Origin of the sequence: Tuberibacillus calidus DSM 17572 (genome assembly GCF_000430685.1) — a bacterium.
Classification (GTDB): Bacteria; Bacillota; Bacilli; order Bacillales; family Sporolactobacillaceae; genus Tuberibacillus; species Tuberibacillus calidus.
Genome location: NZ_AUMM01000045.1, coordinates 1 through 25,463, shown reverse-complemented (window position 1 = coordinate 25,463; position 25,463 = coordinate 1). Strand labels below are relative to the sequence as shown.

Annotated in this window: 22 protein-coding genes and 2 pseudogenes; 19 read left to right on the top strand and 5 right to left on the bottom strand. The window is 44.2% G+C overall.

What is annotated here, in order from left to right:
- The first annotated feature begins 471 nt into the window (after positions 1 to 471).
- Together H532_RS0111440 and H532_RS0111435 are read left to right on the top strand one after the other, a co-directional pair.
- Entirely contained in the window at positions 472 to 1,194 is a 723-nt protein-coding gene (locus H532_RS0111440) for an MBL fold metallo-hydrolase (protein WP_027725595.1), read from the top strand.
- A gap of 52 nt (positions 1,195 to 1,246) precedes the next feature.
- Positions 1,247 to 1,684 (top strand): GNAT family N-acetyltransferase, encoded by a 438-nt coding sequence (locus H532_RS0111435; RefSeq protein ID WP_027725594.1) that lies wholly within the window; start codon positions 1,247 to 1,249, stop codon positions 1,682 to 1,684.
- Positions 1,685 to 1,930: 246 nt separating this feature from the next.
- Here the strand turns inward: H532_RS0111435 and H532_RS18665 are convergent, their stop codons facing one another.
- Positions 1,931 to 2,524, bottom strand: coding sequence for a hypothetical protein (locus tag H532_RS18665; RefSeq protein ID WP_051263282.1), 594 nt, complete (start codon positions 2,522 to 2,524; stop codon positions 1,931 to 1,933).
- 695 nt (positions 2,525 to 3,219) lie between these two features.
- Between H532_RS18665 and galE the strand changes: the two genes are divergently transcribed.
- The 5 genes and pseudogenes from galE to H532_RS18660 all read left to right on the top strand — a co-directional run bounded on the left by galE (position 3,220) and on the right by H532_RS18660 (position 6,937).
- Positions 3,220 to 4,233 (top strand): UDP-glucose 4-epimerase GalE, encoded by a 1,014-nt coding sequence (galE, locus tag H532_RS0111420; protein ID WP_027725593.1) that lies wholly within the window; start codon positions 3,220 to 3,222, stop codon positions 4,231 to 4,233.
- A 174-nt stretch (positions 4,234 to 4,407) separates the two neighbouring features.
- The gene (locus tag H532_RS0111415; protein WP_027725592.1) at positions 4,408 to 5,298 is read left to right on the top strand and encodes a fumarylacetoacetate hydrolase family protein; all 891 of its coding nucleotides are present in this window, start codon (positions 4,408 to 4,410) and stop codon (positions 5,296 to 5,298) included.
- Between the two features lie 37 nt (positions 5,299 to 5,335).
- The gene (locus tag H532_RS0111410; protein WP_027725591.1) at positions 5,336 to 6,127 is read left to right on the top strand and encodes an SDR family oxidoreductase; all 792 of its coding nucleotides are present in this window, start codon (positions 5,336 to 5,338) and stop codon (positions 6,125 to 6,127) included.
- A gap of 44 nt (positions 6,128 to 6,171) precedes the next feature.
- Positions 6,172 to 6,468, top strand: a pseudogene (locus tag H532_RS0111405) (FAD-dependent oxidoreductase); the annotation flags it as partial.
- 85 nt (positions 6,469 to 6,553) lie between these two features.
- Entirely contained in the window at positions 6,554 to 6,937 is a 384-nt protein-coding gene (locus H532_RS18660) for a TAXI family TRAP transporter solute-binding subunit (protein WP_051263281.1), read from the top strand.
- 53 nt (positions 6,938 to 6,990) lie between these two features.
- On the opposite strand, the gene scpC is transcribed toward H532_RS18660, so the two are convergent.
- Positions 6,991 to 8,511 carry a succinyl-CoA:acetate CoA-transferase ScpC gene (gene scpC, locus H532_RS0111395; protein ID WP_038112264.1) on the bottom strand — a complete coding sequence of 507 codons (1,521 nt, stop codon included), beginning with the start codon at positions 8,509 to 8,511 and terminating at the stop codon, positions 6,991 to 6,993.
- Between the two features lie 161 nt (positions 8,512 to 8,672).
- Complete coding sequence (locus tag H532_RS0111390) at positions 8,673 to 9,347, bottom strand: LytTR family DNA-binding domain-containing protein (protein WP_027725588.1); 675 nt, start codon at positions 9,345 to 9,347, stop codon at positions 8,673 to 8,675.
- A gap of 220 nt (positions 9,348 to 9,567) precedes the next feature.
- On the opposite strand from H532_RS0111390, the gene H532_RS0111385 reads away from it, so the two are divergent.
- The 3 genes from H532_RS0111385 (at position 9,568) to H532_RS0111375 (ending at position 13,363) form a co-directional block, all read left to right on the top strand.
- Positions 9,568 to 10,824, top strand: coding sequence for a YeeE/YedE family protein (locus tag H532_RS0111385; RefSeq protein WP_155995041.1), 1,257 nt, complete (start codon positions 9,568 to 9,570; stop codon positions 10,822 to 10,824).
- A 581-nt stretch (positions 10,825 to 11,405) separates the two neighbouring features.
- Positions 11,406 to 12,176: a Cof-type HAD-IIB family hydrolase gene (locus H532_RS0111380; protein WP_027725586.1), complete on the top strand. Its 771-nt coding sequence runs from the start codon at positions 11,406 to 11,408 to the stop codon at positions 12,174 to 12,176.
- 116 nt (positions 12,177 to 12,292) lie between these two features.
- A complete protein-coding gene (locus tag H532_RS0111375; RefSeq protein WP_245566460.1) occupies positions 12,293 to 13,363 on the top strand; it encodes a permease in 1,071 nt (356 codons plus the stop codon).
- Between the two features lie 107 nt (positions 13,364 to 13,470).
- Here the strand turns inward: H532_RS0111375 and H532_RS18655 are convergent.
- Positions 13,471 to 15,062: pseudogene (locus tag H532_RS18655) on the bottom strand (ABC-F family ATP-binding cassette domain-containing protein).
- 632 nt (positions 15,063 to 15,694) lie between these two features.
- Here H532_RS18655 and H532_RS0111365 point away from each other — a divergent pair.
- The 5 genes from H532_RS0111365 (at position 15,695) to H532_RS0111345 (ending at position 20,485) form a co-directional block, all read left to right on the top strand.
- The gene (locus tag H532_RS0111365) at positions 15,695 to 16,627 is read left to right on the top strand and encodes an L-lactate dehydrogenase (RefSeq protein ID WP_027725584.1); all 933 of its coding nucleotides are present in this window, start codon (positions 15,695 to 15,697) and stop codon (positions 16,625 to 16,627) included.
- A 435-nt stretch (positions 16,628 to 17,062) separates the two neighbouring features.
- Positions 17,063 to 17,785: a gamma-glutamyl-gamma-aminobutyrate hydrolase family protein gene (locus H532_RS0111360; RefSeq protein ID WP_342662307.1), complete on the top strand. Its 723-nt coding sequence runs from the start codon at positions 17,063 to 17,065 to the stop codon at positions 17,783 to 17,785.
- Between the two features lie 388 nt (positions 17,786 to 18,173).
- Positions 18,174 to 18,986 (top strand): basic amino acid ABC transporter substrate-binding protein, encoded by an 813-nt coding sequence (locus tag H532_RS0111355; RefSeq protein WP_027725582.1) that lies wholly within the window; start codon positions 18,174 to 18,176, stop codon positions 18,984 to 18,986.
- 123 nt (positions 18,987 to 19,109) lie between these two features.
- The gene (locus H532_RS0111350; RefSeq protein ID WP_027725581.1) at positions 19,110 to 19,766 is read left to right on the top strand and encodes an amino acid ABC transporter permease; all 657 of its coding nucleotides are present in this window, start codon (positions 19,110 to 19,112) and stop codon (positions 19,764 to 19,766) included.
- Positions 19,763 to 20,485 carry an amino acid ABC transporter ATP-binding protein gene (locus H532_RS0111345; protein WP_027725580.1) on the top strand — a complete coding sequence of 241 codons (723 nt, stop codon included), beginning with the start codon at positions 19,763 to 19,765 and terminating at the stop codon, positions 20,483 to 20,485. The genes H532_RS0111350 and H532_RS0111345 overlap by 4 nt, the downstream gene beginning before the upstream one ends.
- A gap of 184 nt (positions 20,486 to 20,669) precedes the next feature.
- Here the strand turns inward: H532_RS0111345 and pepV are convergent, their stop codons facing one another.
- Positions 20,670 to 22,088: a dipeptidase PepV gene (gene pepV / locus H532_RS0111340; RefSeq protein WP_027725579.1), complete on the bottom strand. Its 1,419-nt coding sequence runs from the start codon at positions 22,086 to 22,088 to the stop codon at positions 20,670 to 20,672.
- Positions 22,089 to 22,556: 468 nt separating this feature from the next.
- On the opposite strand from pepV, the gene H532_RS21095 reads away from it, so the two are divergent.
- From H532_RS21095 to H532_RS0111320, 4 genes are all read left to right on the top strand, one after another.
- A complete protein-coding gene (locus H532_RS21095) occupies positions 22,557 to 22,637 on the top strand; it encodes a putative holin-like toxin (RefSeq protein WP_425426272.1) in 81 nt (26 codons plus the stop codon).
- 255 nt (positions 22,638 to 22,892) lie between these two features.
- Positions 22,893 to 23,807 (top strand): ABC transporter ATP-binding protein, encoded by a 915-nt coding sequence (locus tag H532_RS0111330; RefSeq protein ID WP_027725578.1) that lies wholly within the window; start codon positions 22,893 to 22,895, stop codon positions 23,805 to 23,807.
- Entirely contained in the window at positions 23,804 to 24,754 is a 951-nt protein-coding gene (locus tag H532_RS0111325; RefSeq protein WP_027725577.1) for an ABC transporter permease, read from the top strand. The genes H532_RS0111330 and H532_RS0111325 overlap by 4 nt, the downstream gene beginning before the upstream one ends.
- 467 nt (positions 24,755 to 25,221) lie before the next feature.
- Positions 25,222 to 25,463: helix-turn-helix domain-containing protein (locus H532_RS0111320; RefSeq protein WP_027725576.1), on the top strand; the 242-nt coding region annotated here is incomplete at its 3' end.

The following is a 25,463-nucleotide window of genomic DNA, read 5'->3' as shown; positions in this document are numbered from 1 at the left end:
CATACGATCCGGGGCATGAAAAAAATGAAGGTGCGCTGCGGGCTGGCTCTTTGCGTCATGCTGGCGATGGCGATCGGCCGGGTCAAAGAAAAGCAGGGAGATCACCTCCGAAGCCTCGTAAAGGCGGCGTAAACCAATATCCACAAGTGGATAAGTCGGGAAGGAGAAAAAATCCACAAATGCGAATTGTGGATAACGGGTGGCGTATGCCCTTTTTTGGGAAGCTGGAGAAACATGTTGGATTTAGGATCCGATCAAAAGGGACTCTTTGCGGAAAATCCGTATATCAAGCAAAAAAATTTGGCGACGTAGACCCCAAAATCGCTACATCGCAAAAAGCTCGAGTCAATATATGTATTGACAAAAATATTAAAATATGATAACATATATTTTTTATATTTGACAATAAAATTTGTTTTGTGGTAATTAATATTTACTAAACTGCTAGATTGAAAAGGGAGTGTGTATTGGATGAAAGTGGCAAACGGTGTGGAATGCATAGAATTGAAAATGGAAACGCCGTTCGGCGAGATGACCATTAACCCGACGCTTATATGGGATGAGAATCAGGCTGTTCTGGTCGATACCGGCATGCCAGGACAATGGCCGATCATACGTCGCCTCATTGAAGAAGCGGGTGTTGCGCTTTCGAAATTACAAGCCGTCATTTTAACCCATCAGGATATTGACCATATCGGTAGCATACCAGAAATCATTCGTGAATTCCCGGATATTAAGGTGTTTGCTCATGAAGCCGACCAACCTTACATCGAAGGCCAACAACATCTTATCAAAGCCGATCCCAATAAAATGAGTAAAGAGCGATGGGAGACTCTTCCAGAAGAGATGCGCGCCATTTATGAAAATCCTCCGAAAGCGACTGTAACGGAGCCTTTAATCGGCGGCGAAAAACTTGAATACGGAGGCGGCATCACGGTCATCCATACACCCGGACATACACCTGGGCATCTCAGCCTTTATTTGGAACAGAGCAAAACGCTGATCACGGCGGATGCCTTAACTGCGAGTAACGGAATCCTTCAGGGGCCTGTTCCACGCAACACGTCTGATATGAAGGAAGCCATCCGCTCGCTGGAAAAACTTCTTGATTATGATATCGCCCAAGCGATTTGTTATCACGGCGGGCTTGTAAAGGGCGATCTTCATGCAGCGATTCGCGGCATTATTGAATAGGCTAACCAAGCATGATCGTGCTGTATGCAGGATGATAGGAGAAACTCAATTTATGGAAATTAGAAAACCAAACGAATCGGAATATAAAAAGGTTTTATCACTCTCACCACAAGCATTATTCGAAGGTACATTAGGCGAAGCAAAACTGTCTGATGAAAAAGTCAAACAACTTATTGAACCATTAATGCAGAAAGGAAGCTATTATTTGATAGCTACTGAGGGCGATAATCTAATGGGTTGGATTCTTATAGGAACAAGGAAAGACCAATTTACTGAAAAGATATATGGATTTATTTATGAATTGTTTGTGTTAGAGGAATTTAGGGGAAATGGAATTGCAAAACAATTGATGGAAACTGGTATCGAACATCTTAAACAAGATGGATGTTCAGAGGTCCGCTTAAGAGTATATGCAGGAAATCAAGCAATTAAACTGTACGAAAAATTAGGATTCAAAAATAGAACGATTACAATGAGTATGCACATATAAAATAAACATCTTTATTGAATATCTAACAGATATTGAGAATTGGGGAACCAAAAGGTGGTTCCCTAACATTTTATTGAAAAATAAACATTAAACATCAACAGAACCTTAAATGAAGAAGTCTGGTGGATAGTTAGGTTGTTTGACCCGACCATAACATCATTAAGGCTTATTCGTAAAAAGGTCTTTGTATATTTTAAACTTTGATCTCATTGGACTATTCTCCTATTTAAAACACTGTTTTAATGTTCACTTTATAATGATTTCTCCTTCCATATCTTGTTTATCAAATTGTCTGTATCGCCAAATGAACTTAAAAGTTATATCTTTGATGTCATCAGGTAATCGGGGGCTAATGACAAATTGTAGGTCAGCATGTTGATCTCTACCCGACCCGCCTAAAAAATAGCAATCATAATCCGGACCTATATATAAGTCCCATTCAGTTGGTGTTTGATGATGTTGTTCCCTGTACTCCACACTGGCGTCAATATGAAGGTTTAGAACACTCGCATTATCATATTGTTGTATATGTGTTATATAATAAAACCTTGTTCCTTCATTATAAAATTTCATGACAGGCTTTGTATTGCGAAATCCGGTAGGCTCAACTTTTGGTTGGAACACTTTTTCCATGCCCAAGGCTCGAAAGATGTAACGTAAGTGGTCTTCGTAGAAGCCAAACGCTTCGGCCCATTCTTTGATTTGTTGATTTGGTGGAAAACTTTGGTTGTAATTTGAAATTGATTTTCTCTTAGCTATCAGTTCGCAAAGCTGTTTATCAAGAGTGCGAATCTTTTCATTGTAATGCTTTGCTGAATGATCTTTTTGATAGCTGTCCAAAAGAAATCACTCCATTCAATGTTAATTGGGGAATAGAAATAGAGCTTTGTCCGAGTTTTAAAAAATATTCTAGTACAACAATATTATACCAATTTAATTGTTGTTAGCAAAATTTTCTTTATATTTGCTACACTTTCATTTGAATTCCAAAGTAAAGCTCCACAAATGACCCTGTAAAATGGTGCGAAAATCAGAAAAAACATCAAAAAACAAAGGGTTCTATCGCAGACGATAGAACCCTTTTTAAAGGTGAAGGGAGTCAAGCTTTTGGAACGTTTCGGTTAGTATCTGCCGGAGACACCCTCTTTTGAAGGTATTTGTTCTAGGTCGAAGCTAATTAAGCCCAACGGAACCATCTCCTTAAACCGATTGTCCAAAAATCTTTTGTATCCCTTCGAAAGTTATATTGCCCGATTTTTGATGACCTATGCAAAGTTTTTTCGAGCTTCTGCATTCCAAAATGTGGATTAATTTTGTAGAACGTGGTGTAAGAATAAGACGCAAAACAGGAACTTTTATGTTCCTAAAAATCGAGGGCAATGGGAGCGGAGTGAAAGAGGAGGTCATTTTCGTTAATTAGGGAATGGCCGATCGCATGTTAAGAGCTGAACACAAAATGATCGTTCCGCTTGGAGATGGACGGCTGATGGAAAATAAGATACGATAAATAATGGATTTTGGAAGGGGAGATTCGATTGGCCATTTTAGTTACAGGTGGTGCCGGTTTTATCGGCAGCCATACATGTGTCGAATTGCTGGATGCGGGTTATGAGATCGTGGTCTTAGACAACCTAAAAAACAGTCACGAAACGGCAATCAACCGTATTAAAGAAATTACCGGTAAAGATTTCGCGTTTTACCCAGTAGATATGCTGAATCGGGAAGCGGTCGAGGCCGTTTTTACTGAAAACACCATCGACGCGGTGATACATTTTGCCGGTCTAAAAGCGGTCGGTGAGTCGGTCAGCCAACCGCTTCGGTATTATCATAACAATATTACAGGTACCCTTATACTTTGCGAGGTAATGCAAAAGTTTGGGGTCAAGAAAATGGTTTTTAGTTCTTCCGCAACGGTTTACGGAATGTCCAACCAAGTGCCGTTTACGGAGGACATGCCGCTTTCGGCGACGAACCCATATGGCTGGACAAAGGTCATGATTGAACAAATCTTACGTGATGTCTATGCCGCAGACAATGAGTGGGCGATCAGCATGTTGCGCTATTTTAATCCTGTTGGCGCACACCCCAGTGGGAAAATTGGGGAAGATCCAAACGGCATCCCTAATAATTTAATGCCATTTATCACACAGGTGGCAGTAGGAAAACTCAAAGAACTGCGCGTGTTCGGTAACGATTATCCCACAAAAGACGGCACAGGTGTCCGGGATTACATTCATGTAGTGGACTTAGCCAAAGGACACATTAAGGCATTGGAAAAAATCCTCAAAGGCCAAGGCGTGTCGGCTTATAACCTTGGCACAGGGACCGGCTACAGCGTTTTAGACATGGTCAACGCCTTTGAAAAAGCGACAGGACAAGCTGTTCCCTATAAAATTGTCGACCGGCGCCCCGGCGATATCGCGGCAAGTTTTGCTGACCCGTCAAGAGCCGAAAAAGAACTCAACTGGAAAGCAGAAAAAACGCTGGAAGACATGTGCCGGGATGCTTGGCGCTGGCAATCGCAAAATCCGAACGGATATAATAAGTAAACCATTTTTCTATTGAGAAGGTTGACACACTAAACAGAAATCCTTCATCGCGTAAAGGATATCGCTAGTGTGTCGACCTTTTTTTCTTGACACTCGAAATTTTCTATTTTTAAAATGTGATTGAAAATTTAAAATATACGAGATTTATTTATTTTGCCATTCGGAGGCGGAACAATGAGACTATGCAGCATTTTCATTGATGGCCGAGCAGAAGCCGCTCTTTCATTGGGCAACGGTTTTTTGCCGATTAAAACCGTGAACAAAACCTTTAACAAAAACTGGCCGGTCGATTTATTTGAGTTAATCATTAACCAAAAATTGGAGGAGATCAGAGCTTGGCTTAACGTTATTGGCGGTATTGAGACTTTGGAGCAAAAGGGAGGCATCATTCCAAAAGACAAAATCAACTATGGACCACTATATCGTCATCCGCGAAAAATCTGGGGAATCGGTTTAAATTATGCGGAGCATGCCGCAGATCTCAAAGAAGTCGCTCCCAATACAGAACCGGCAAGTTTTATGAAACCCGATACGACGATTATTGGGCCAAACGACCGCATTTTTATCCCAAAACAATCCCATCGGACCACGGCTGAAGCTGAACTTGGCATCATCATCGGCCAAAAATGCAAGGATGTCTCCGAATCGGAAGCCCCATCAGTGATTGCTGGTTTTACAACCATATTGGACATGACGGCTGAAGACATCCTCGAGAAAAATCCGCGCTATTTGACCCGCGCCAAAAGCTTTGATACATTTTTCAGCTTCGGGCCTGAGCTTGTGACGCCCGATGAAATAGACAACCTCAGTGAGCTGACCGTTGCAACAGTGATCAATGGGAAGGTGCATCGGAAAAATACGGTAGCCAATATGATGTTTTCTCCTTGGCACTTGGTTTCTTTTCATTCCAAAGTCATGACCCTTTTACCCGGGGATATCATTTCCACGGGGACACCCGGTGCGTGCGTCATTCAGGATGGGGATACGGTGGCGTGTGTCATTGATGGGTTTGAACCTTTAATCAATCGGGTCACGGATCTTAAAAAAAGGGATCGATTACCTTAAAGCTTTTATTATATTCCTTTAGAAAGGCGGAGAAAGTATGGATTTAGGTTTAAAAGATAAAACGGTGATTGTGACGGCGGCGAGTAAAGGTTTAGGCAAGGCGACGGCACTAGAATTTGCTGCCGAAGGAGCGAAGGTGATCATCTCAAGCCGTCATGCTTCTGAACTTGAAAAAGCAAAAGCTGACATCATTTCAAAAACAAACAACTCAAATGTTCAGGCGGTCGTCTGCGATATGACCAAAGCCGAGGATATTAAAAAACTTGTCCAACAAACGATCGACCTTCACGGAACGGTGGATGTGCTCATTAACAATACCGGCGGTCCACCTGCTGGGCGTTTTGATCAATTTTCCGATCAGGATTGGTATGTGGCATTCGAGCTCAATTTGCTCAGCTTTATCCGCACCATTCGCGAAGTGCTGCCATTTATGCGCAAACAGCAATTTGGCCGGATCGTTAATTTTGCCTCGTCGGCTGTGAAACAAACCTTGGATGACCTCATTTTATCGAATACCTTAAGAGCTGGCATTGTAGGCCTAGCCAAAAGCCTTTCACAAGAATTAGGTAAAGACAATATCCTCATTAACACCCTTGGCCCTGGCCGTATTGCAACGGAGCGCGTCGCTCAACTCGACGAAGGGAGAGCCCGCAAGTTAAACATTAGTCCGGAGGAAGTCCGGATGAGGATGGAACAATCCATTCCACTCGGGCGCTACGGTGAGCCGGCGGAATTTGCCCGCGTGGCCGTCTTCCTCGGTTCTTGCGCCAATACATATGTGACCGGACAGACTTTTGTTGTCGATGGTGGTATGGTTAAGGCGTATTAGATGTAGTTAAAAAGTCCCATACACCGGGAAGTTTTAAAGCCCGCTTCGCAAGAATTGGCAGCGAAAGGCTGATCGCTTTTTGTAAGGAGAAGGATATTCCTTATGAACAATGCGGAAAACTGATCGTGGCCGTTGATGAAAAAGAATTACCTTGGCTTGAGAACCTTTATCAAAGGGGGCTTACCAACGGTTTAAAAATTCGTATGGTCGACCCCGACGAAATGCATGAAATTGAGCCGGTTGTTCAAGGAATTTCCGGTATATATGTTCCGGTAACAGGGATCGTGGATTTTAAACGGGTGGCCTCCGTCTATGCAGAAGAAATCACGGACAATATTTAAAAAGGTTTACCGAAGGAAGAGATCCCTAAAATTAAAGATGTTCTCAAGCAAGGTGGTCATCTCGTCATTCCGGTTATTATTTTAAATGGCAGGTGTACCAACATCGGCTGTTGTTGAAATATTGTCGTCTGCTGATGGCCAATTAGTGGGCATTGATGAGGAACACATCAAAAAATTGGAAAAGAATCCGTTGTATAAAAAATATGTGATCCCGGCGGGCACCTATGATGGGCAGAATCAAGATGTCACAACGATTTCACAAATTAATCTCCTTATTGTACCAAAACAACTTCCGGATGACGAAGTCTACGATTTAACGAAATCACTCTGGGAAAATATTGAGGAAATAGGGAATTCGATTACAGCGGCCAAAGGGGCTAAACTGGAGCAAGCCGCAAGCAACTTGGCCGGTTTGCCGCTCCATCCAGGGGCAAAGAAATACTATCAAGAAAAAGGCGTATTGAAATAATAGGAAAAAGCGGGCTGCCGTCAATGCGATCGACGGCACCTCGCTTTTTTTCTTTAGATGATGTTGAAGACAGGCTTTTTCGCAAGCATCGTCCCCTCTTTTTGGTACCGTGTATGCATGAAAAATGCTTTTTCTAATACATGGGGGGTTTGCCCGCCGTATTTCAAGGCTTCTTCAAAGTATTCACGCAGTTCCGGACGATAGGCTGGGTGGGCACAACGCTCGATGATCCGCTTGGCTCGTTCTCTGGGAGCCAGGCCGCGCAAATCGGCAATGCCTTGTTCGGTAACGATGATGTCCACATCGTGCTCATTGTGATCAACATGCGTGACAAACGGGACAATGCAAGAAATATTGCCGCCTTTGGCCGACGATTTTGTTGCGAAAATGGATAGCCGAGCGTTTCGGGCAAAGTCGCCGGATCCGCCTGTGCCGTTCATCATGTGGGTGCCCATGACATGGGTGGAATTCAAATTTCCGTAGATATCGCCTTCAAGGATCGAATTAATGGCGATCACGCCGAGGCGGCGAATGATTTCCGGATGATTGGTGATTTCTTGCGGACGTAAGACGACTTTATCTTTATATTTATCGAGATTGTCATAAACCCGCCTCATGCAATCGGGGGACAACGTGATCGAACATCCCGAAGCAAACCGTAATTTTCCCGCATCAAACAAATCAAAAACAGCATCTTGAAGGACTTCGGAATAAACTTCTAAATCACAGAATTCTGAATCGATAAAACCGTGAAGGACAGCATTGGCAACGGAACCGATTCCAGCTTGAAGCGGCAATAGGTTCTTGGGCATCCGCCCGGCATGAACTTCTTCCCGTAAAAATTGGATGAGATATTGAGCCATTTGCTCTGTTTCCGCATCCGCTTGAGCGATTGTTGAAGGGGAGTCCTCATATTCGCTGAAAACGATGCCTTTAATTTTTTCGGGATCACACGGGATTGCATGAGTGCCAATGCGATCATAAACATGGGTTAACGGGATCGCTTGTCGCTCGCCTTGTTCACCGGGGTCATACATATCATGCATGCCCTCTAAAGCAAGAGGCTGTTTGGTGTTGATTTCTACGATGACGTTTTTGGCGTATTTGACAAATAAATGATTGTTACCCACTGAAGTCGTTGGAATAAGGCTTCCGTCTTCCTTAATAGCAATCGCTTCCACAATCGCGTAATCGATGGGCGGAAGGGCACCGTTTCGTAGCATTTCGGATACCTTTGACAAATGCACATCAACAAAAGCCATATTGCCTGTGTTAATGGCTTTGCGCATGTCCGGATCCGCCTGGAAAGGCAGCCGTTTACGGATGATGCCGGTTTCGGCAAGCAGTCCATCAATGTGATTGCCTAAGGATGCGCCGGTATAAACATCTATTTTTAATTGTCTTTGTCCTTTTTTTACAGCATCGACAAGAGCAAGCGGCACGGCTTTGGCTTCACCTGCTCGCGTAAATCCGCTCAAACCAATGACCATTCCGTCCTGTATCCATGAAGCTGCTTCATCGGCGTTCACGACTTTATTTCTCAATGCTTTGCAACGAATGCGGTCTTCCAGCATCTGAAAAACCTCCTTGACGATGATTTATGTCTTAATATTAGTGAAGTAAGCGGATACAATCATTAAAAAACGGACGAACCAGAAAAACCAGGAACAAAATAGAAAATAACGAGATGAATGATTACAAATAGAAAAAGGAGTTAACCCAGACGAGGGAACTCCTAAAAACCAAGAATGTCTCTAAATTGGCTGGCATAACTTTGACTGACAGGGATATGGTGCCCCTGTTGATCATTCATGACAAGCTGAAAGGTGGAATGAAAATGCGGATGGATTTCTTTTATTGACTCGATATTGACGATATATGAACGGTGGCAGCGGATGAATCGATTTTTGGGCAAGATTTCCTCAAGATGTTGCAAAGTATATTTATTTTGATAGGTTCCGTGGTTAGTATGAATTAACGTTTTTTTCTGCTTAGATGATATCCAATGAATGTCATGAAATTTTATCGGTAAAAAACGGTCTTCTGTTCGGCCCATTAACAAATTGATCGCGGGCTTCGCCGTTTCATTAGGTCGAGCTTTTTGTAACGGAAAAATAGCTGTAATGCTTCCTTCAATTTTATCGTTTTCAATAATGGGATACCCGATAGCATAATAAGGGATCCCAAAAACCTGAGGATCAACAACTTTTGTTACGTGCGCTTTCGAAAGAACGGTTTGTAGTGAAGCGGTGCCTTCACGTAAAGGTTCACCGGGACGAATGGGTAGATTAATCGCTTTTCCGGGTTGATAGTATATAAATTGACGCCGATCGGAAATGGAGATGGCTGCATCATTTTCCGCAACGCGGCTTGCCATTTCAACGACCTTTGATAGGGTTTCCAGTTCCATGTGAATGCACCCCTTCTTGTTCATAAACCTTCTTTTGCTTTTATTATAATCCTTTTTAAACCTTCGCAGGGCACAGGATTGTTACGGGAAAAGGAATGTTTTGAAGTGACTTGCGAAAGACACATGGTTCTTTCCTTGATCTTTTCAACGAATGGTGATAACTTATAAGCAATATGGATATAAATCCTAGTAAACTTATAGGAAATTGAGGTGAATGAACATGACGACAATCACGGCCAATCGCCTAAAGGGTGCAGTGACCAAGGGTGAAAAGAAAAGCTTTGGGCTCGGCAAGCCGCAAGGGGTTTTAATTGTCTTTGGTTTAATACTGGCCATTATTATTGATTTTTTTGCCATTCATTATGGCGGCACGAGTCTCGGCGTCCAACTTTGGCTTGGTCTTGCTCTTGGCTTCGCTTTATTCCATGCCCGCTTCGGGTTTACATCGGCATTTCGCCGCTTTTTAGCCGTTGGAAATGGGGAAGGCATTCGCGCGCAAATGATTATGCTCGCAGTTGCTAGTACGTTATTTGCCATCATCCTTGGAACAGGATTTAGCATTTTCGGCGGAACGCCCGCGGGATATGTTTCACCAGTAGGCGTCAGTGTCGTCGTCGGTTCATTTTTGTTCGGCATTGGCATGCAAATGGGTGAAGGTTGTGCGAGCGGAACGCTTTATCATATCGGCGGTGGAAAAAGTGAAAATTATTTCACGATTATTGGCTTTATCATTGGTTCTGTTTTCGGTGCGCTTCACTATCATTTTTGGGTCAATGAGTTGCCCGCCTTCAAACCATTTTCTCTAGCCACTTCTACTGGACTTGGATATTTCGGCGGTTGGCTCATCCAAATGGTGATCTTTGCGGCTATTTTTGTATTCACGCTGGTCGTTGAGAAAAAACGCCGGGCACCGAAAATGGCGCCACTGCCAACGACAAGCGGTTGGGCGCGCATTCTACGTGGTTCTTGGCCAATGTGGGTTGGCGGCATCGTACTTGCTGTTCTCAATGCGCTGACGCTAGCCGTCCGCAATCAGCCTTGGGGCGTGACATCGGCGTTTGCGCTTTGGGGTTCCAAAATCGCCAAAGCCATCGGTATAGATGTCGAACACTGGTCATATTGGTCAGGTCCAAATGCCGCAGCACTCCATCAATCCATTTTTGCCGATTCCACAACCATCATGGACTTTGGAGTGATACTCGGTGCGTTTTTGGCAGCGACAGCCGGCGGCTTATTCTTCTTGAGCAAACTGCCGTTTAGAATCATTTTAAGTGCCTTAATCGGTGGTGTGCTGATGGGTTACGGTGCACGGATTGCCTTTGGCTGTAACATCGGCGCTTACTTCAGTGGTGTCGCCTCCTTCAGTCTGCACGGCTGGGTATGGCTGATTTTTGCTGTCCTAGGTTCTTATGTTGCGCTTTACATCCGTCCGTTGTTCGGAATGAAAGTGCCAAAACCTGATGACCGTTTCTGCTAATACTAATAAAAGAAGTGCTTTTGTAATAAAAATGATGATCAGCGTTTTTATAAACAACCAGGATAAACATTAGCGGCAGCTTTTTTCAGCTGCCGTTTTCGTTACGTGGTTCATTTTTGATCGCATTGTGGCTTTTGATGCCAATCTCTCGGACAAAAGCCATTTATGTTTGCGCCGATTATGAGGGGTGGTTGACTCGGGAAAGCTGCCAATAAAAGTTTTGGATGTTCATGGAGAATCACGCCCATGCCTTCGATCGCTGATATTCGTTCGTTCAAGCACTCGCTTCAGAAGTCGCAAGAGCGGCAGGACATTTGGAGATGGGATGTGAAAACGAATCTCTTATCTAATCTTCTGTTCACAGTACTCTTGATTTTTACCGACCGGGCCTCCCTTCCTCGCGAACTCGGGTCGTGGTGACGCGGGAATAGCTTGGTGCAGCTTGCCTTGAGGGTATACGAAAGATCCCACCTAGGCATGGTGTATGTGGGAAAGGGTTCAAAACCTGAACAGAGGAATTTTTTTGTGGTATAATCATTGAGTGCCATAAACATCAACGGGTGGGGAGTTGAGGCGTAAACATGACGAAGAAACTGATATTTTTTGATATAGATGGAACGTTGCTCGATTTTGATAAGAAAATCCCAGAATCCACGCGAAACGCCGTACAGCAATTAAAAGATAACGGCCACGACGTTGCCATTGCAACAGGACGTGCGCCTTTTTTAATTCAGGAAGTCTGTCAGGCCCTTGACATTCACTCCTATGTTTCTTTTAACGGACAATATGTGGTATATGAGGGCCAGGTTATCTATGAAAACCCGATCTCCGTAGCGACGTTAAAAGAACTTCAAGATTTCGCCGACAAAAATGGTCACCCGCTCATTTTTATGGGTGCTGAAAACATGAAGGCAAACGCCCCTTTCCATCCTTATATTGAAGAGGCCATGGGGTCACTCCGTATTAGTCATCCGGATTTTAACCGTACGTATTATGATGAAACCCCGATTTATCAAACCCTTATTTTTTGTAAAGATGGAGAGGAAAAGCCCTACCAACGCTTCAAAGAAGTAAGGTTTGTCCGTTGGCATGATTTGAGCATGGATATTCTTCCAGCCAATGGGTCCAAGGCGGAAGGGATAAAAAAACTTTTATCGCATCTTGGTTATGAACAAAAAGATGTCGTGGCATTCGGAGATGGTCTCAACGATTTGGAAATGATCCGTTTTGCCGGAACCGGTGTGGCCATGGGAAATGCCGTCCCAATACTCAAGGAGATGGCTGATTTTGTCTCCAAACCTGTTGACCATGACGGGATTCTGTATGCGGTGAAAACGCTCCAATTAGCCTGAACCAAAATCTCCCGCTGTCTACGGTCTTTAGCTGTACTGAATCGCGTCTATTGGTCTAAAATGGAGGACCAAAAATACGTTTGAAGTAAAACGATAAGGACAGGAGGAAGATGGATATGGAAAATCAAGCCATCCAAACCCATTCGACGAATCATCATAAAAGTTGGGTTTGGGGCACAGGTCTTTTTATCATCGTTGCCATCATTGGACTCTTCTGGGCAAAATGGAATCCATATTTTCATAAAATCTTTGTGGCCGCCTCTGAGCACTCTATCGGTAGCTCCATTATCTCCGGTGATCAGGCAGAGGCACCGGCACCATCGCTTGCCAGCGCCTGGGATTATGCCATCACCTATTTTCAATCGATATGGAAAGCCTTTATCGTTGGCATTGTGCTCGCTTCTCTTGTACAAGTGGCGCTGCCAGCGAATTGGTTGGCCCGCGTGCTCGGGAAAACATCCTTTGGGTCAACCGTGATTGCTGGACTTTCGGCACTGCCGGGCATGATGTGTACATGTTGCTCGGCACCTCTTGTCGTCGGGCTTAGGAAACGGCAAAGTTCGGTGAGTGCAGCTCTAGCGTTTTGGCTCGGCAACCCGGCCTTGAATCCGGCTGTTCTCGTCTTTATGTTTTTTGTACTCGGTTGGAAATTTACGCTGCTTCGCCTGATCTTCGGCATCCTGATTGTTTTTGGACTAAGTTATGTTGCCGGCCGCCTTTTCGGAGGGGAAGCGGACGTCCATCAATTGATGGAAAAAAACAAACAATCCTCCGTGCCAAATGGCAACTTTTTTACCCGCTGGTTTAAAAGCGTTGGTTGGCTGGCTTTGGTGACTGTCCCCGCCTATTTGCTCAGCGTTTTTGTCCTTGGGGGATTGCGCGCATGGCTTTTCCCGGCTGTCGGTGTTGAGTGGGGCAATAGCTTGCTTTTGATGCTTTTATTTGCGATTGTTGGGACGCTCTTTGTGATCCCGACGGCTGCCGAAATTCCCATTATCCAAACACTGATGTCATTTGGTTTAGGGACGGGTCCCGCTGCGGTGCTTGCGATCGTGCTTCCGGTTATCAGCTTGCCGTCTGCATTAATGGTGCAGCGCGCATTGCCTTGGCGCGTTCTCACCTTCATGGGTGCAGGGGTCGCTGTGCTCGGTTTTTTCGCCGGCCTAATCGGCATCGTTTGGCTTTAAAAGTGGCCATTTAATTGAATTTGCAAATAAAAAAAGGTTGACTCTTATTTAGAGTTCCGACCCGCCGCAAGAAGCAAACGGGCCGGGTTCCTTAGGAGTCAACCCTCTTATTTTACTTGATATTTCATTTCGAGATACTCGTCATAGGTGGTTTGTTTATCAATAATGGTGCCGTCCGGTTGAATGTCGATGATTCGGTTGGCGATGGTTTGCACAAATTGGTGATCATGCGAAGTAAAGATCATCGCCCCTTTAAAATTGATCAAGCCATTGTTTAGGGCTTGAATGGATTCCAAATCCAAGTGGTTCGTCGGTTCGTCAAGCAACAAAACGTTTGCACCGCTCAGCATCATTTTAGAAAGCATGCAGCGCAGCCAGATAGGACGCTTACTTTTTTCTTAACCTCTTCACCGGAGAACAGCATGCGGCCGAGAAAACCGCGGAGGAAACTTTCGCTCTGGTCGACAGGCGAATATTGCCTGAGCCATTCCACGAGGTCCACGTCACTGCCATCAAAGTATGCGGAGTTATCCTTCGGGAAATAACTTTGCGAAGTGGTCACACCCCAGCGATAGGTGCCGCTGTCGGGTTCGATTTCCCCCATTAGAATGCGCAGCAATGTCGTGTTGGCGACTTCATTCGAGCCGACCAGCGCGATTTTATCGGTTTTATTCATATAAAAACTGACGTTGTCAAGAACCTTAACGCCGTCAATCGTCTTAGTTAGTCCCTCAACCATCAGGCAGTCGTTTCCGATTTCCCGATCCGGGGTAAAGGCAACGTAAGGGTAGCGGCGTGAAGATGGTTTAATGTCATCCAGCGTGATCTTTTCCAGTAATTTTTTCCTCGATGTCGCTTGTCTCGACTTCGACGCGTTGGCGCTGAACCGGGCAATAAATGCTTGAAGCTCTTTGATTTTTTCTTCTTTCTTTTTATTGGCTTCTTGCATCATTTTTTGGGCTAGCTGACTGGATTCATACCAGAAATCGTAGTTGCCGACGTAGAGTTCAATTTTACCGTAATCTAGGTCAGCAATGTGCGTGCAGACATTGTTGAGAAAATGCCGGTCGTGGCTGACAACGATCACGGTATTTTCAAAGTTAATGAGAAATTCCTCAAGCCACTGAATCGCTTTCAGATCCAGGTGGTTCGTCGGCTCGTCCAAGAGAAGGACATCGGGCTTGCCGAATAACGCTTGGGCAAGCAGTACCTTAACTTTTTCGCTGCCGGTCAGTTCAGCCATTTTTTTATGATGATATTCTTCGGGAATGCCGAGACCATTCAGGAGGATGGCCGCGTCGGATTCCGCTTCCCAACCGTTGAGTTCTGCGAATTCACCCTCGAGCTCAGCCGCTTTCATGCCATCTTCTTCTGTGAAATCGGCTTTCATATAAAGGGCATCTTTTTCTTGCATGATTTGATAGAGGCGCGAATGCCCCATAATAACTGTTTCCAAGACCTCGAATGCTTCGTATTCAAAGTGGTTTTGTTTTAATACGGCCAGGCGTTCACCCGGGGATAATTGCACATCCCCTTTTTGCGGTTCGATTTCGCCGGCAAGAATTTTAAGAAAGGTCGACTTGCCGGCACCGTTTGCACCGATTAACCCGTAACAATTCCCCGGTGTAAACTTGATATTGACATCTTCAAAAAGTTTTCGGCCGCCATATTGTAAACTCACGTTATTTACAGTAATCAATCTTGCAATCCTCCATAAAATAATATCTTTTCAATTATATCATGTCTCAACGGAGTGCGCACATCGATTGAAGATAAAAAGATATTTTACGGAAAAAGGAACAAAAGAATACGGGGCTCTGCCATACCTTTATTGGGATAAAAAGCAGAGCTATGCTGGCCTGTTTTCTTACTAATATAAGAAAACCGCCCTAAGGCGGTTAGACTCTTTGCACATTAGGCATGTCGGTGGATGGTCCGGATTACTTGGTTTCTTAAGAAGATCATGGGCATTTTTATTTTGAGCGAGTTCTTTCGAATGCACATAATGGCAAGCCATTCAAGGCAACTTTGTTTCCAATTATGCCACATAATTTGTGATGAATTTCACAATATAGCATTCTTCCGTGATGTATGATCGGGATGAAAAAAGAATTGATGTGGCTGACGATTAGTCACGTTTACCTTCACTGTCTCACAAAAAAATGTGAAGAAATTCACAAACTATCTGTTTACCAAAGGCATAATAAGGATGAACGAGTTGGTGAAGCGATGGGCTACCTGGATGTATGAACGGAATGAAAAGAGAACATAATGGTAAAACTCGACTAGTTTATGTGAAATATTTCACAATATCCTGTGGGAGGGATGATGATGTCAATCACATTAGGGGATAAAATCGTTTTGATCGGTACGGGTGCGGTTGGCACTAGCTACGCTTATGCGGTAATGAACCGAGGGTTATGCGGAGAACTCGTTCTTGTCGATATCAATGAGGAAAAAGCTAAAGCCGATGTGATGGATCTCAATCACGGGATGGTCTATGCCCCTTCGCCGATGAAAATTCGCTTTGGCTCCTATGAAGATTGTCGCGATGCGGCACTTGTCGTCATTTCAGCGGGCGTGCCGCAGAAACCGGGAGAAACGCGCCTCGATCTAGTGGATAAAAATCTGAAAGTCTTTCAATCCATCATTGAACAAGTGATGAGTTCGGGATTCAACGGTATTTTCTTGATTGCCACGAACCCAGTTGACATTTTATCTTACGCGACTTGGAAATTTTCCGGTCTTCCGAAAGAGCGGGTGATAGGATCGGGAACGATTTTGGATTCAGCTAGATTCCGCTTATTGTTAAGCAAGGAGTTTGATGTGGCACCTACCAGTGTCCATGCTTTTATTATCGGGGAGCATGGGGATAGTGAGCTTCCGGTTTGGAGTTCAGCCAACATATCAGGCATTCCGATCGCACCTAGATTATCTGATGAGAGAAAAAATGAGATTTTTGTAGAAGTACGCGATGCGGCGTATAAAATCATTCAATCGAAGGGCGCTACCTTTTACGGCATCGCAACGGGGCTTGCGCGCATTACGAAGGCGATTCTCCAAGATGAAAATGTCGTTTTACCGGTTGGATCGTTATTGAACGGGGAATACGGACACGAAAATGTGTATATCGGCACCCCGACGATCATCCACCGGTTTGGACGAAAAGATATTGTCGAACTCGCGCTCAATGATTCAGAAAAAGAAAATTTGGCTAAATCCGTTGACGCCTTGAAAAAAGTGCAAAATGCCTTTTGGCAATAAGATTATTAGGAACGAATAGAAAAAGAATAAAGATCACAGACAGCCGGAAGCGAAACCCGGCTGTTTTTTGTCTTATTGCCACTGGTACAGCAGGCCAGTAAAAGAGTAACAAAGGCTCAGCCTTTTGCCAAAGACTCGGCAGAGCTAAGTTTTCTTTATTAGATTAGCATTTTACAAGCGTGAGGGCCCTTGTTTTCACTTTTACACGGCACGTTCATCGGCAAGAATTCTTCATACATGATATAGAATTTTGAGGAAAATTCTGATACAGTATCATTAAACGACTTCACCTTAAGGGGCTACGCCCCTGCAAAAAATAAAGTGAGAGTCTTCTGCTGGTTTACCATAAAATATAAAAAGAAGGCTCAATTTCCATTGAATCACTGGATTCGCGTTACCGGAAAATAAAGAAAGACCAAACTTCGGAGGTGGATTGTGTTGAAACCGTTGATTGGAATAACGTCTTCCGTTGGTAAAAATGGGGAGACGGTCGTAGGAGATGCCTATATTAAGGCGGTTTTAAAGTCCGGTGGGATACCGGTTGTGCTTCCGAATCTGACAAATGAAGAAGCGATCGAGAAGCTTGCCGAAAAGCTTGATGGCCTGTTAGTGACAGGTGGTGGAGATATCGACCCGACGTTGTTCAATGAAGAACCCCATCCGGGATTGGGCGAGATTACGCCCGATCGTGATGTGTTTGAGCTGGCCATAATTCCGAAGATGTTAAAGGCAGATAAGCCGGTGTTGGGCATATGCCGCGGCGTTCAGATCCTTTCGATTGCGACAGGCGGGGACATGTATCAAGATGTTTACAGTCAGATTACTGACCGGCCGTTGCTTCAACATCAGCAAAAGGCGCCGCGGGGGCATGCCTCGCATTATGTAACGGTAGAAAACGGCTCTCTTTTGCACCGCATTATAGGATTGGAGCGCTTTAAAGTAAATAGCTTTCACCATCAAACCGTGCGCCGTCCTGGCCGAGGATTTCGCGTCAGTGCCGTATCCAGTGACGGCCTCGTTGAAGCCATCGAAAGCACCGAGCACCGCTTCGCCATCGGAGTCCAGTGGCACCCCGAATGCCTGCTCGAAGCTGGCGACACCAGCGCCGCCAAGCTATTCGCTGCATTCATTTTGGGGGTCAGTCCCCCAACGCGTTAATGCTTTAAATGGTGAAAGTTGATTTTATTGGTTTTTTTTATGGATTTGCTTTAATACTTTAAAGAAGTGGGGGACTGACCCCCTTCTTTTTTTATGGTAATTTGCGGTCATTCCTGTGAAATTTTCCTTTAGATGAAGGCTATGATAAAGGAAAAGGCCTTTTATTTTGCGGTTTGGATGTAGTTCTATACTGCTTTAAAGTAATGGGGGACTGACCCCTTTATTGCATTAAATGACTGCTTTACTAGAGTGCTAAACGATAGTATAATTATCTAAACGGATTGGCCTTTCCCATTTTTCTTTAAATTACGATTGAATGAAAAAGGGTTAGGACTCATAAAATTTTATAAATCTATTAATTTACTTTTATTCTTAAGGAGGAAACCGCGTGAAGAAGCGTTTGGCACTCATTGTTTCTCTATTTTTAACATTTATGTTAGCGCTTGCGGGGTGCGGGACAAGCCAAAGCGAAGGCACGTCCGGCGGCGGCAAAGAAATGAAAACATTAAAAGTTGCGACCGACGCCGCTTATGCACCATTTGAATCTTTGGAAAATGGAAAGATCGTCGGCTTTGATGTTGATCTTGTCAATGCGGCTGCAAAAGAAGCAGGTTATAAGGCCAATGTTGTCAATGTCGGTTGGGATCCGCTTTTCGTTGAAATTAAAGAAAAAAAATCGGATCTTGCCGTCTCAGCCATCACTATAACTGATGACCGCAAACAAACCTATGATTTTTCTGTTCCCTACTACCTTTCAACGAATGAAATCCTAGTTCCTGAGAACAGCACGATCAGTAGCGGTGCTGACTTAAAAGGTAAAACGGTTGCGGTGCAAAACGCCACGACAGGTCAAGAAGTGGCAGAAAGCATTCTGGGTAAAAATAGCCCCCATATTAAAAAATTTAAGAACAATAACCTCGCTATAATGGAACTCTTAAACGGCGGGGCAGATGCCGTCATTGCGGACAATGGGGTTGTTGATACGTATGTCAAAAATAATCCAGATAAAAAACTGAAAATCATTAAAGATGACAGTTTTCCGATGGAGTTTTACGGGCTTATGTTTCCGAAAGGCAGTGACCTAAAAGCGGATTTTGATAAAGCGATTCAAAAGCTGATAGATAACGGCAAATACACTGAAATTTACAAAAAATGGTTCGGCACGGAACCCGATTTGGAAAAACTTAAACAAGGAAAATAATCCATCGATTTAACTCGATTAGGCTGACTCAAGTGGGTGGGATTAAACCCATGAAAACTTTCATGGTGAGAGTCATGACCCCAATTTGAGTTGGCCTGTTTCATTTTAAGGAGGAGGCATCCTGTGGATTTTCGGTTTGATTTAATTGCCAATTATGCACCGTTCTTTTTAAAAGGAACACTATTGACCATTGGTTTTTCTGTCGCGAGCATCATACTAGGGACAATATTGGGGCTGCTCATCGGTCTTGGGGAAATGATGCGAAACAAAAAACTGGCTGCTCCATTTCGGGTATATGTAACGCTCTTTCGCGGGACCCCCTTATTAGTACAAATTATGATTATTCACTTCGGTTTCGTCCCCCTTTTCATTGGAGAAACTAATGTGTATATATCCGGAATTGCGGCACTATCCTTAAACTCCGCCGCCTATGTCGCCGAAATTTTCCGTGCAGGCATTCAATCTTTGGATCGCGGTCAAATGGAAGCGGCCAGATCCTTAGGCATGACGCATGTTCAGGCCATGCAACACGTTATTATACCGCAAGCTTTTAAAAGAATGATTCCAGCACTCGGTAATGAATTTATTGTCTTGATTAAAGACTCATCCTTAGTTTCCGTTATTGCGGCTCCTGAATTAATGTATTGGGGTAACGCCATGCAAGGCCAATATTATCGACCCTGGGAACCTTATTTAACGACTGCCTTCATTTATCTTATCTTAACGATGGTTTGCGACTTCTTATTGAGGAAGCTTGAAAGGAGATTGGCGACGGAATGATCAGGGTGGAGAATTTAAAAAAGTCCTTCGGTGACCATGAAGTGTTAAAAGATATCACAGTCAGCATCGCCGAAAAGGAAGTCGTGGTTGTCATTGGCCCTTCAGGTTCGGGGAAGTCAACTTTTTTACGTTGTTTAAATCGACTGGAAGAGATCACTAGCGGCCACGTTTATATTAATGGGATGGACATCGCTGACCCGAAGGTTAATATCAACAAAATCCGTGAAGATGTCGGGATGGTTTTTCAGTTATTCAATCTCTTTCCGCATAAATCGGTTCTTGAAAATATCATGCTTGCCCCTATGAAGGTAAAAAAAGTATCAAAAGAAGTGGCCGAGGAAAAAGCCCTGCGGCTTTTGGAAAAGGTTGGTTTGAAAGATAAGGCGAATGTTTATCCCGAATCCTTATCAGGCGGGCAAAAACAACGCGTAGCCATTGCCCGGGCACTTGCCATGGAACCGAAAGTCATGCTCTTTGATGAGCCGACTTCCGCGCTGGACCCCGAGATGGTTGGGGAGGTCTTGGAAGTCATGAAAGAATTAGCCCAAGAAGGCATGACCATGGTCGTCGTCACGCACGAAATGGGTTTTGCTCGCGAAGTCGGCGATCGCGTGCTGTTCATGGACGGAGGCTACATCGTGGAGGAAAACAAGCCTGAACTGCTCTTCGGCAATCCCCAACACGAGCGCACCAAAGCCTTCCTTAGTAAGGTTTTATAAAAGGGGGTCAGTCCCCCATCTCGCTAAAGCTTTAAAGAGCGATAGTTGATTTTACTGGGTTTTACGGATAATTTACTTTATTACTTTAAAGGAGTGGGGGACAGACCCCCGCTCCTTTTAATATGTTTTTCTCAATTTTTTTGGGGTACCATTGACCAAACGGCCGTCACAGCACCATTCTTTATCACTTTAAAGTGATGAGGGACAGACCCCATAAAGCTTGTGCGTAAATAGCGATGGCTTTGATGAGGTCGTCGATTTCGGCATATTCATCGATTTGGTGGGCGGTGTAGGGTTTGCCCGGGAAGCCCGCGCCATAGGCCACGCAATTCTTCATTAGGCTAGCATAGGTGGCGCCGCCGCTCGTCAATAATTCGGGTTCATCACCGGTCAACTTTTGATATGCTTCTTGTAAAGTCGTGATCATCGGATGATCAGCCGGAATATAGTGCGGTTCGGATCCCCGTTTTTCTGTCACTGTCAAGCCATATTTATCAGCTTTTTCCGTGATGGTTTTTATGGTGCGTTCGAAGTCAATGCCAAGCGGGCGACGGATGTTAAGAAAAATGGACCCGCCGTTCTCATAATTGTACTGTAACACCCCAGCATTAACGGTCAGCGCGCCGAGCACCTCTTCTTGGTGGGCGATGCCGAGATTCTCCCCGAACGGGTCGTGATACAGGCAGTCGCTTGCGAAGTCGATAAAAGCCCGGTCGTGACCGTCAAAGTGAAGTTCACGTAAAAAATAAAGGCATTCAAGACCGGCGTTAATCCCGTTTTGCGGCTCCATGCCATGTACGGTTTTGCCGTACAAGGTCAAAGAAATTTGAGAATCGGAGAGCTGTTCAAAGCTACCCGTTAAATGATGCGCTTGGCAAAAAGCCGTAAATGCCGCCGCCAAACGTTGCGGTTCCTTGGTTCTAATAACGGCTACCGCTTGTCCCGGCACCATATTGACCCTATCTCCGGCGGAGAATGAAAGCAATTGCTCAGCACCATTCGAGCTTGCATCACCTGAGATCGTCAATTTGACATTGATTTGTCCCTTTTCCGCATGAACGACGGGAAAATCTGCGTCCGGTGAAAAACCGAAAATCGGTTCCGGCTCCACTTTTAAATAATGTTTCACACAGCTCATGCCGCTTTCTTCATCCGTGCCAAAAATAAGGCGGATGCGTTTTTTGATCGGAAGACCGGATTCCTTTAAAATTTTTAAAGCATAAAAAGCGGCCATGCCGGGGCCTTTATCATCAATCGCGCCGCGGGCAAAGATTTTTCCATCGCGGACTGTCGGCTCAAACGGCGGGGTTGTCCATTCACCTGGAGCTGGCACAACATCCACATGGGCGAGAACGCCGATGTAATCTTCAGAGTCCCCATATTCTATGTAACCTGCATAGCCATCAAGATTTTTCGTGGTAAAACCCGCATTTTTCCCTAATTCCAAAACATAATTAAGCGCTTCGCCGATCTTTTGTCCCATCGGGTATTGTGGGGAACTCGAATCCACGTCTTTTACGCTGGGGATCCGCAATAACCCTTTTAAATCTTCAAGAAACGGCCCCTTTCGCTTTTTTGCTTCATTTAACCAATCGATTGTCATGGCTTTCATCTCCTTGCTTTTTTTTAAACGGCTCCCAAAGTGTAAATAGAGGTTTATGTATATTCATTTTACACCTTTTATCCTTGATCAAGCACAGAAAAGAAAAATCAACGTGCCCGCGAATGGCGTCTTAGAAAGGAAAATGTATGCTAAAAAATTTTTTTACTCTAAGGATCTACTTATCCCTCTCGTTTTAAGGCAGGTATAAAGGCATCTAAAGTTCTGCCTTTTGAGCGGAAAAAATATAGCTTGTTTTCATCCCAAACAAATGAGGGATGTTTTTTCAGTCTAATAAAAATAACACTAAAAATCATGAACAGTTGTCCTAAAAAAAGGACATGTGACGAACGTATGTTTTTATTTAAAAAGTAATCGACTATAATAAATAGCACACGGCGTTTTTACCTCACAAATTTTTCATTTGGAGGAAAAGTCGGTTGGAATAGCCGCCGGAAAGGGGGGGATGCGATGACGATCTATGAGGCGCTGCAACTCACTATCGCTTTTGCCTTGCTGATTGTGACCATCATGACGACAGAAAAAAAGTAACCTCCGCCCGGACTGTGTGCATCCTGAAGGCTGGAGGTCACTTTCCACCGACGCTGTGAGAAAACGTCGTGTCCATATCGGCGCTGGCAGCGTTGCCGGCGCCTTTTTACCATTATATGCAAATGGTAGGCAAACGACAAGACTAAAGACATCATACTAATTTCCTATTTTAAAAAAAAAGAGAACCTTTTAGACTTAAAAGCGTATATAACTTTAGTTTGAGTTTTTTTATAGATTAAAAGGGGGAGACAACTTTTGAGTGAAGCTATTATCCAAGTCAAGCATCTTGAAAAACGCATCAAAGGAAAAACGATTATTGATGACCTCAGCTTTGATCTTTATAGAGGTGAAGTGTTGGGATTTCTCGGACCGAATGGGGCAGGGAAAACGACGACGATGCGCATGATGCTCGGGCTGATTTCCATCACCTCTGGGGACGTCATCATTGACGGCCACAGCGTCAAGAATGCTAAAGAGAAGGCGCTGGGGCGCGTGGGCGGTATTGTGGAGAACCCGGAAATGTATAAGTTTTTAAGCGGGTATGACAATCTCAAACACTTCCGCCGCATGTATGAGGATGTGCCAGACTCCCGAATCGATGAGGTGGTCGAACTTGTCAAATTGAAGGATGCGATCCACCGTAAAGTGAAAACGTACTCTTTAGGAATGCGGCAACGGCTCGGCATTGCCCAAGCCTTATTACATCGCCCCGATGTGCTGATTTTGGATGAGCCGACGAATGGTCTTGACCCAGCAGGTATTCGCGAGCTGCGGGACTATTTAAGAAAATTGGCGAAAGAGGAGAATATGGCGATTTTTATCTCCAGCCATATCTTATCGGAAATGGAACTCATCTGCGACCGGATTTTAATCATTCAAAACGGTAAAATTACGAGCACCCAAGAGATACGCGAAACGACCGAAGAGGTTTTATCGGTTTTATTTGAAGTCGAACCCAAGACAAAAGCCCTTGAAGTGCTCCACCAACTCCCTGATCTGCAGGTAAGGGAAGAAAAAGGCTGGCTTGTCGTTGAGGCGAAGCGTGAAGACATCCCGCAAATCAATGCCGCTTTGGTAAAAGCTAATATCCAAGTTTACGCGATTCGCCGCACTCAAAAAAGTTTGGAAGATCGATTCCTGGAACTGACTGAAGGGAGTGTCGTGCAATGAGGGAAATGCATTTGGTGGCCAATGAGCTAATGAAAATTTATAAACGCAAAACATTGTGGGTTATGGTGGCCATTTTAGCCGTGGTTGTCATCATTATGGCGGCTGCGATATTAAAAAACACCCCAAACCATGACAATTGGAAAAGCGATTTACAAAAACAAAACGTTGAGATGACCCAATCATTGAATGATAAACAAGTGCCGAAAGAAGCTAAAGAGGCGGTTTTACCTCAAGTGAAAGAAAATCAGTATCGTCTCGACCATAACATTCCACCTCTTTTTAGTGATACAGTATTCGGGTTTATGAAAACGACCGGTGATCTCGTCTCTGTCTTGATTGGCGTTTTTGTTGTCATCATCGGCGGTAGCATTGTCTCACAGGAATACTCCTGGGGGACGATAAAACTTTTAATGATTCGCCCAACCAAGCGCTGGAAAATCCTTTTGTCAAAATTCATCGCGGTGATCGTGACAGGTATCTTTTTCATTGCCCTTGGTTTTCTTTTGCAATTGATTGTCGGTGCGCTATTCTTTGGCTTTGACATGGGTCCGGGTAAATATCTCTATCTTAAAGACAATACCGTGCATATCGTTTCTATGGGCACGCATTTTCTTCAGTACTATGCGTCATCCCTTGTTGATGTGATCATCATGGCGACGTTTGCCTTCATGTTGTCGACGATCTTTAAAACGAATGCTCTGGCCATTGGCCTCAGCATTTTCCTAAGCCTGGCCGGCCCAATTGTCGTCAGTCTACTATCCTTCGTCAACGAAAACATCGCCAAATATCTGTTTTTCCTGAATACCGATCTCTATCAATTCGTCGAAGGCCCGACGCTATTAAAGGACACCACACTCGCCTTCTCCGCCTGTGTCCTCGCCGTCTACTTCGCCATCTTCCTGATCGTCTCGTTTCTCATCTTTAACAAACGAGACATCGCGGAGTAATAGGGGGGTCAGTCCCCCATTACACTAAAGCGCGAAAGTGCTCTGGTGTAGATCGGTTGATCTATTAAGGTTGTCGCTTTAATGCTTTAAATGGGTGGGGGACTGACCCCCATCCATGCAGGATTTTGAAGAAAAATGTCGAATAATATATAGAGAAGAAATTGCAATAACAAGGAAGGGTATGATGCTATGTCCAGAAAAATAAGGGTATGGCATCCTGGCAGTATCTTTCACATTACAAGCCGAGGAAACCGCCATGCCACGCTATTTTATGATGATTTTGATCGCAAAAAGTATTTGACCTTGCTTAATGAAACCTGCGAAAAATTCCCCTTTTATCACAGCAAAGCCAGAAGACTCCACCCTCAAGCAAAGCTGGGGTGGAGATGAATGGCTTTTTTGTTTTCAAATGCAAACAAATGTTCTATAATAGAAGTATCAAATACATTGTTAGGAGGTGTTTTGCCATGAAACAATACAAGGCTTTTCGTTTTCGCATTTACCCAAACCAAATGCAAAAAACGTTGATAAGGAAAACCTTTGGTTGCAACCGCTTTGTCTACAACCATTTTTTACATTTGTGGCAAAACACCTACAACCAAACCCAAAAAGGTTTGTCCTACCACCAATGTGCCATCCAATTGCCAAAGTTAAAAAAGCAATACCAATGGCTGAAAGAAGTGGATAGCATTTCTTTGCAATCATCCCT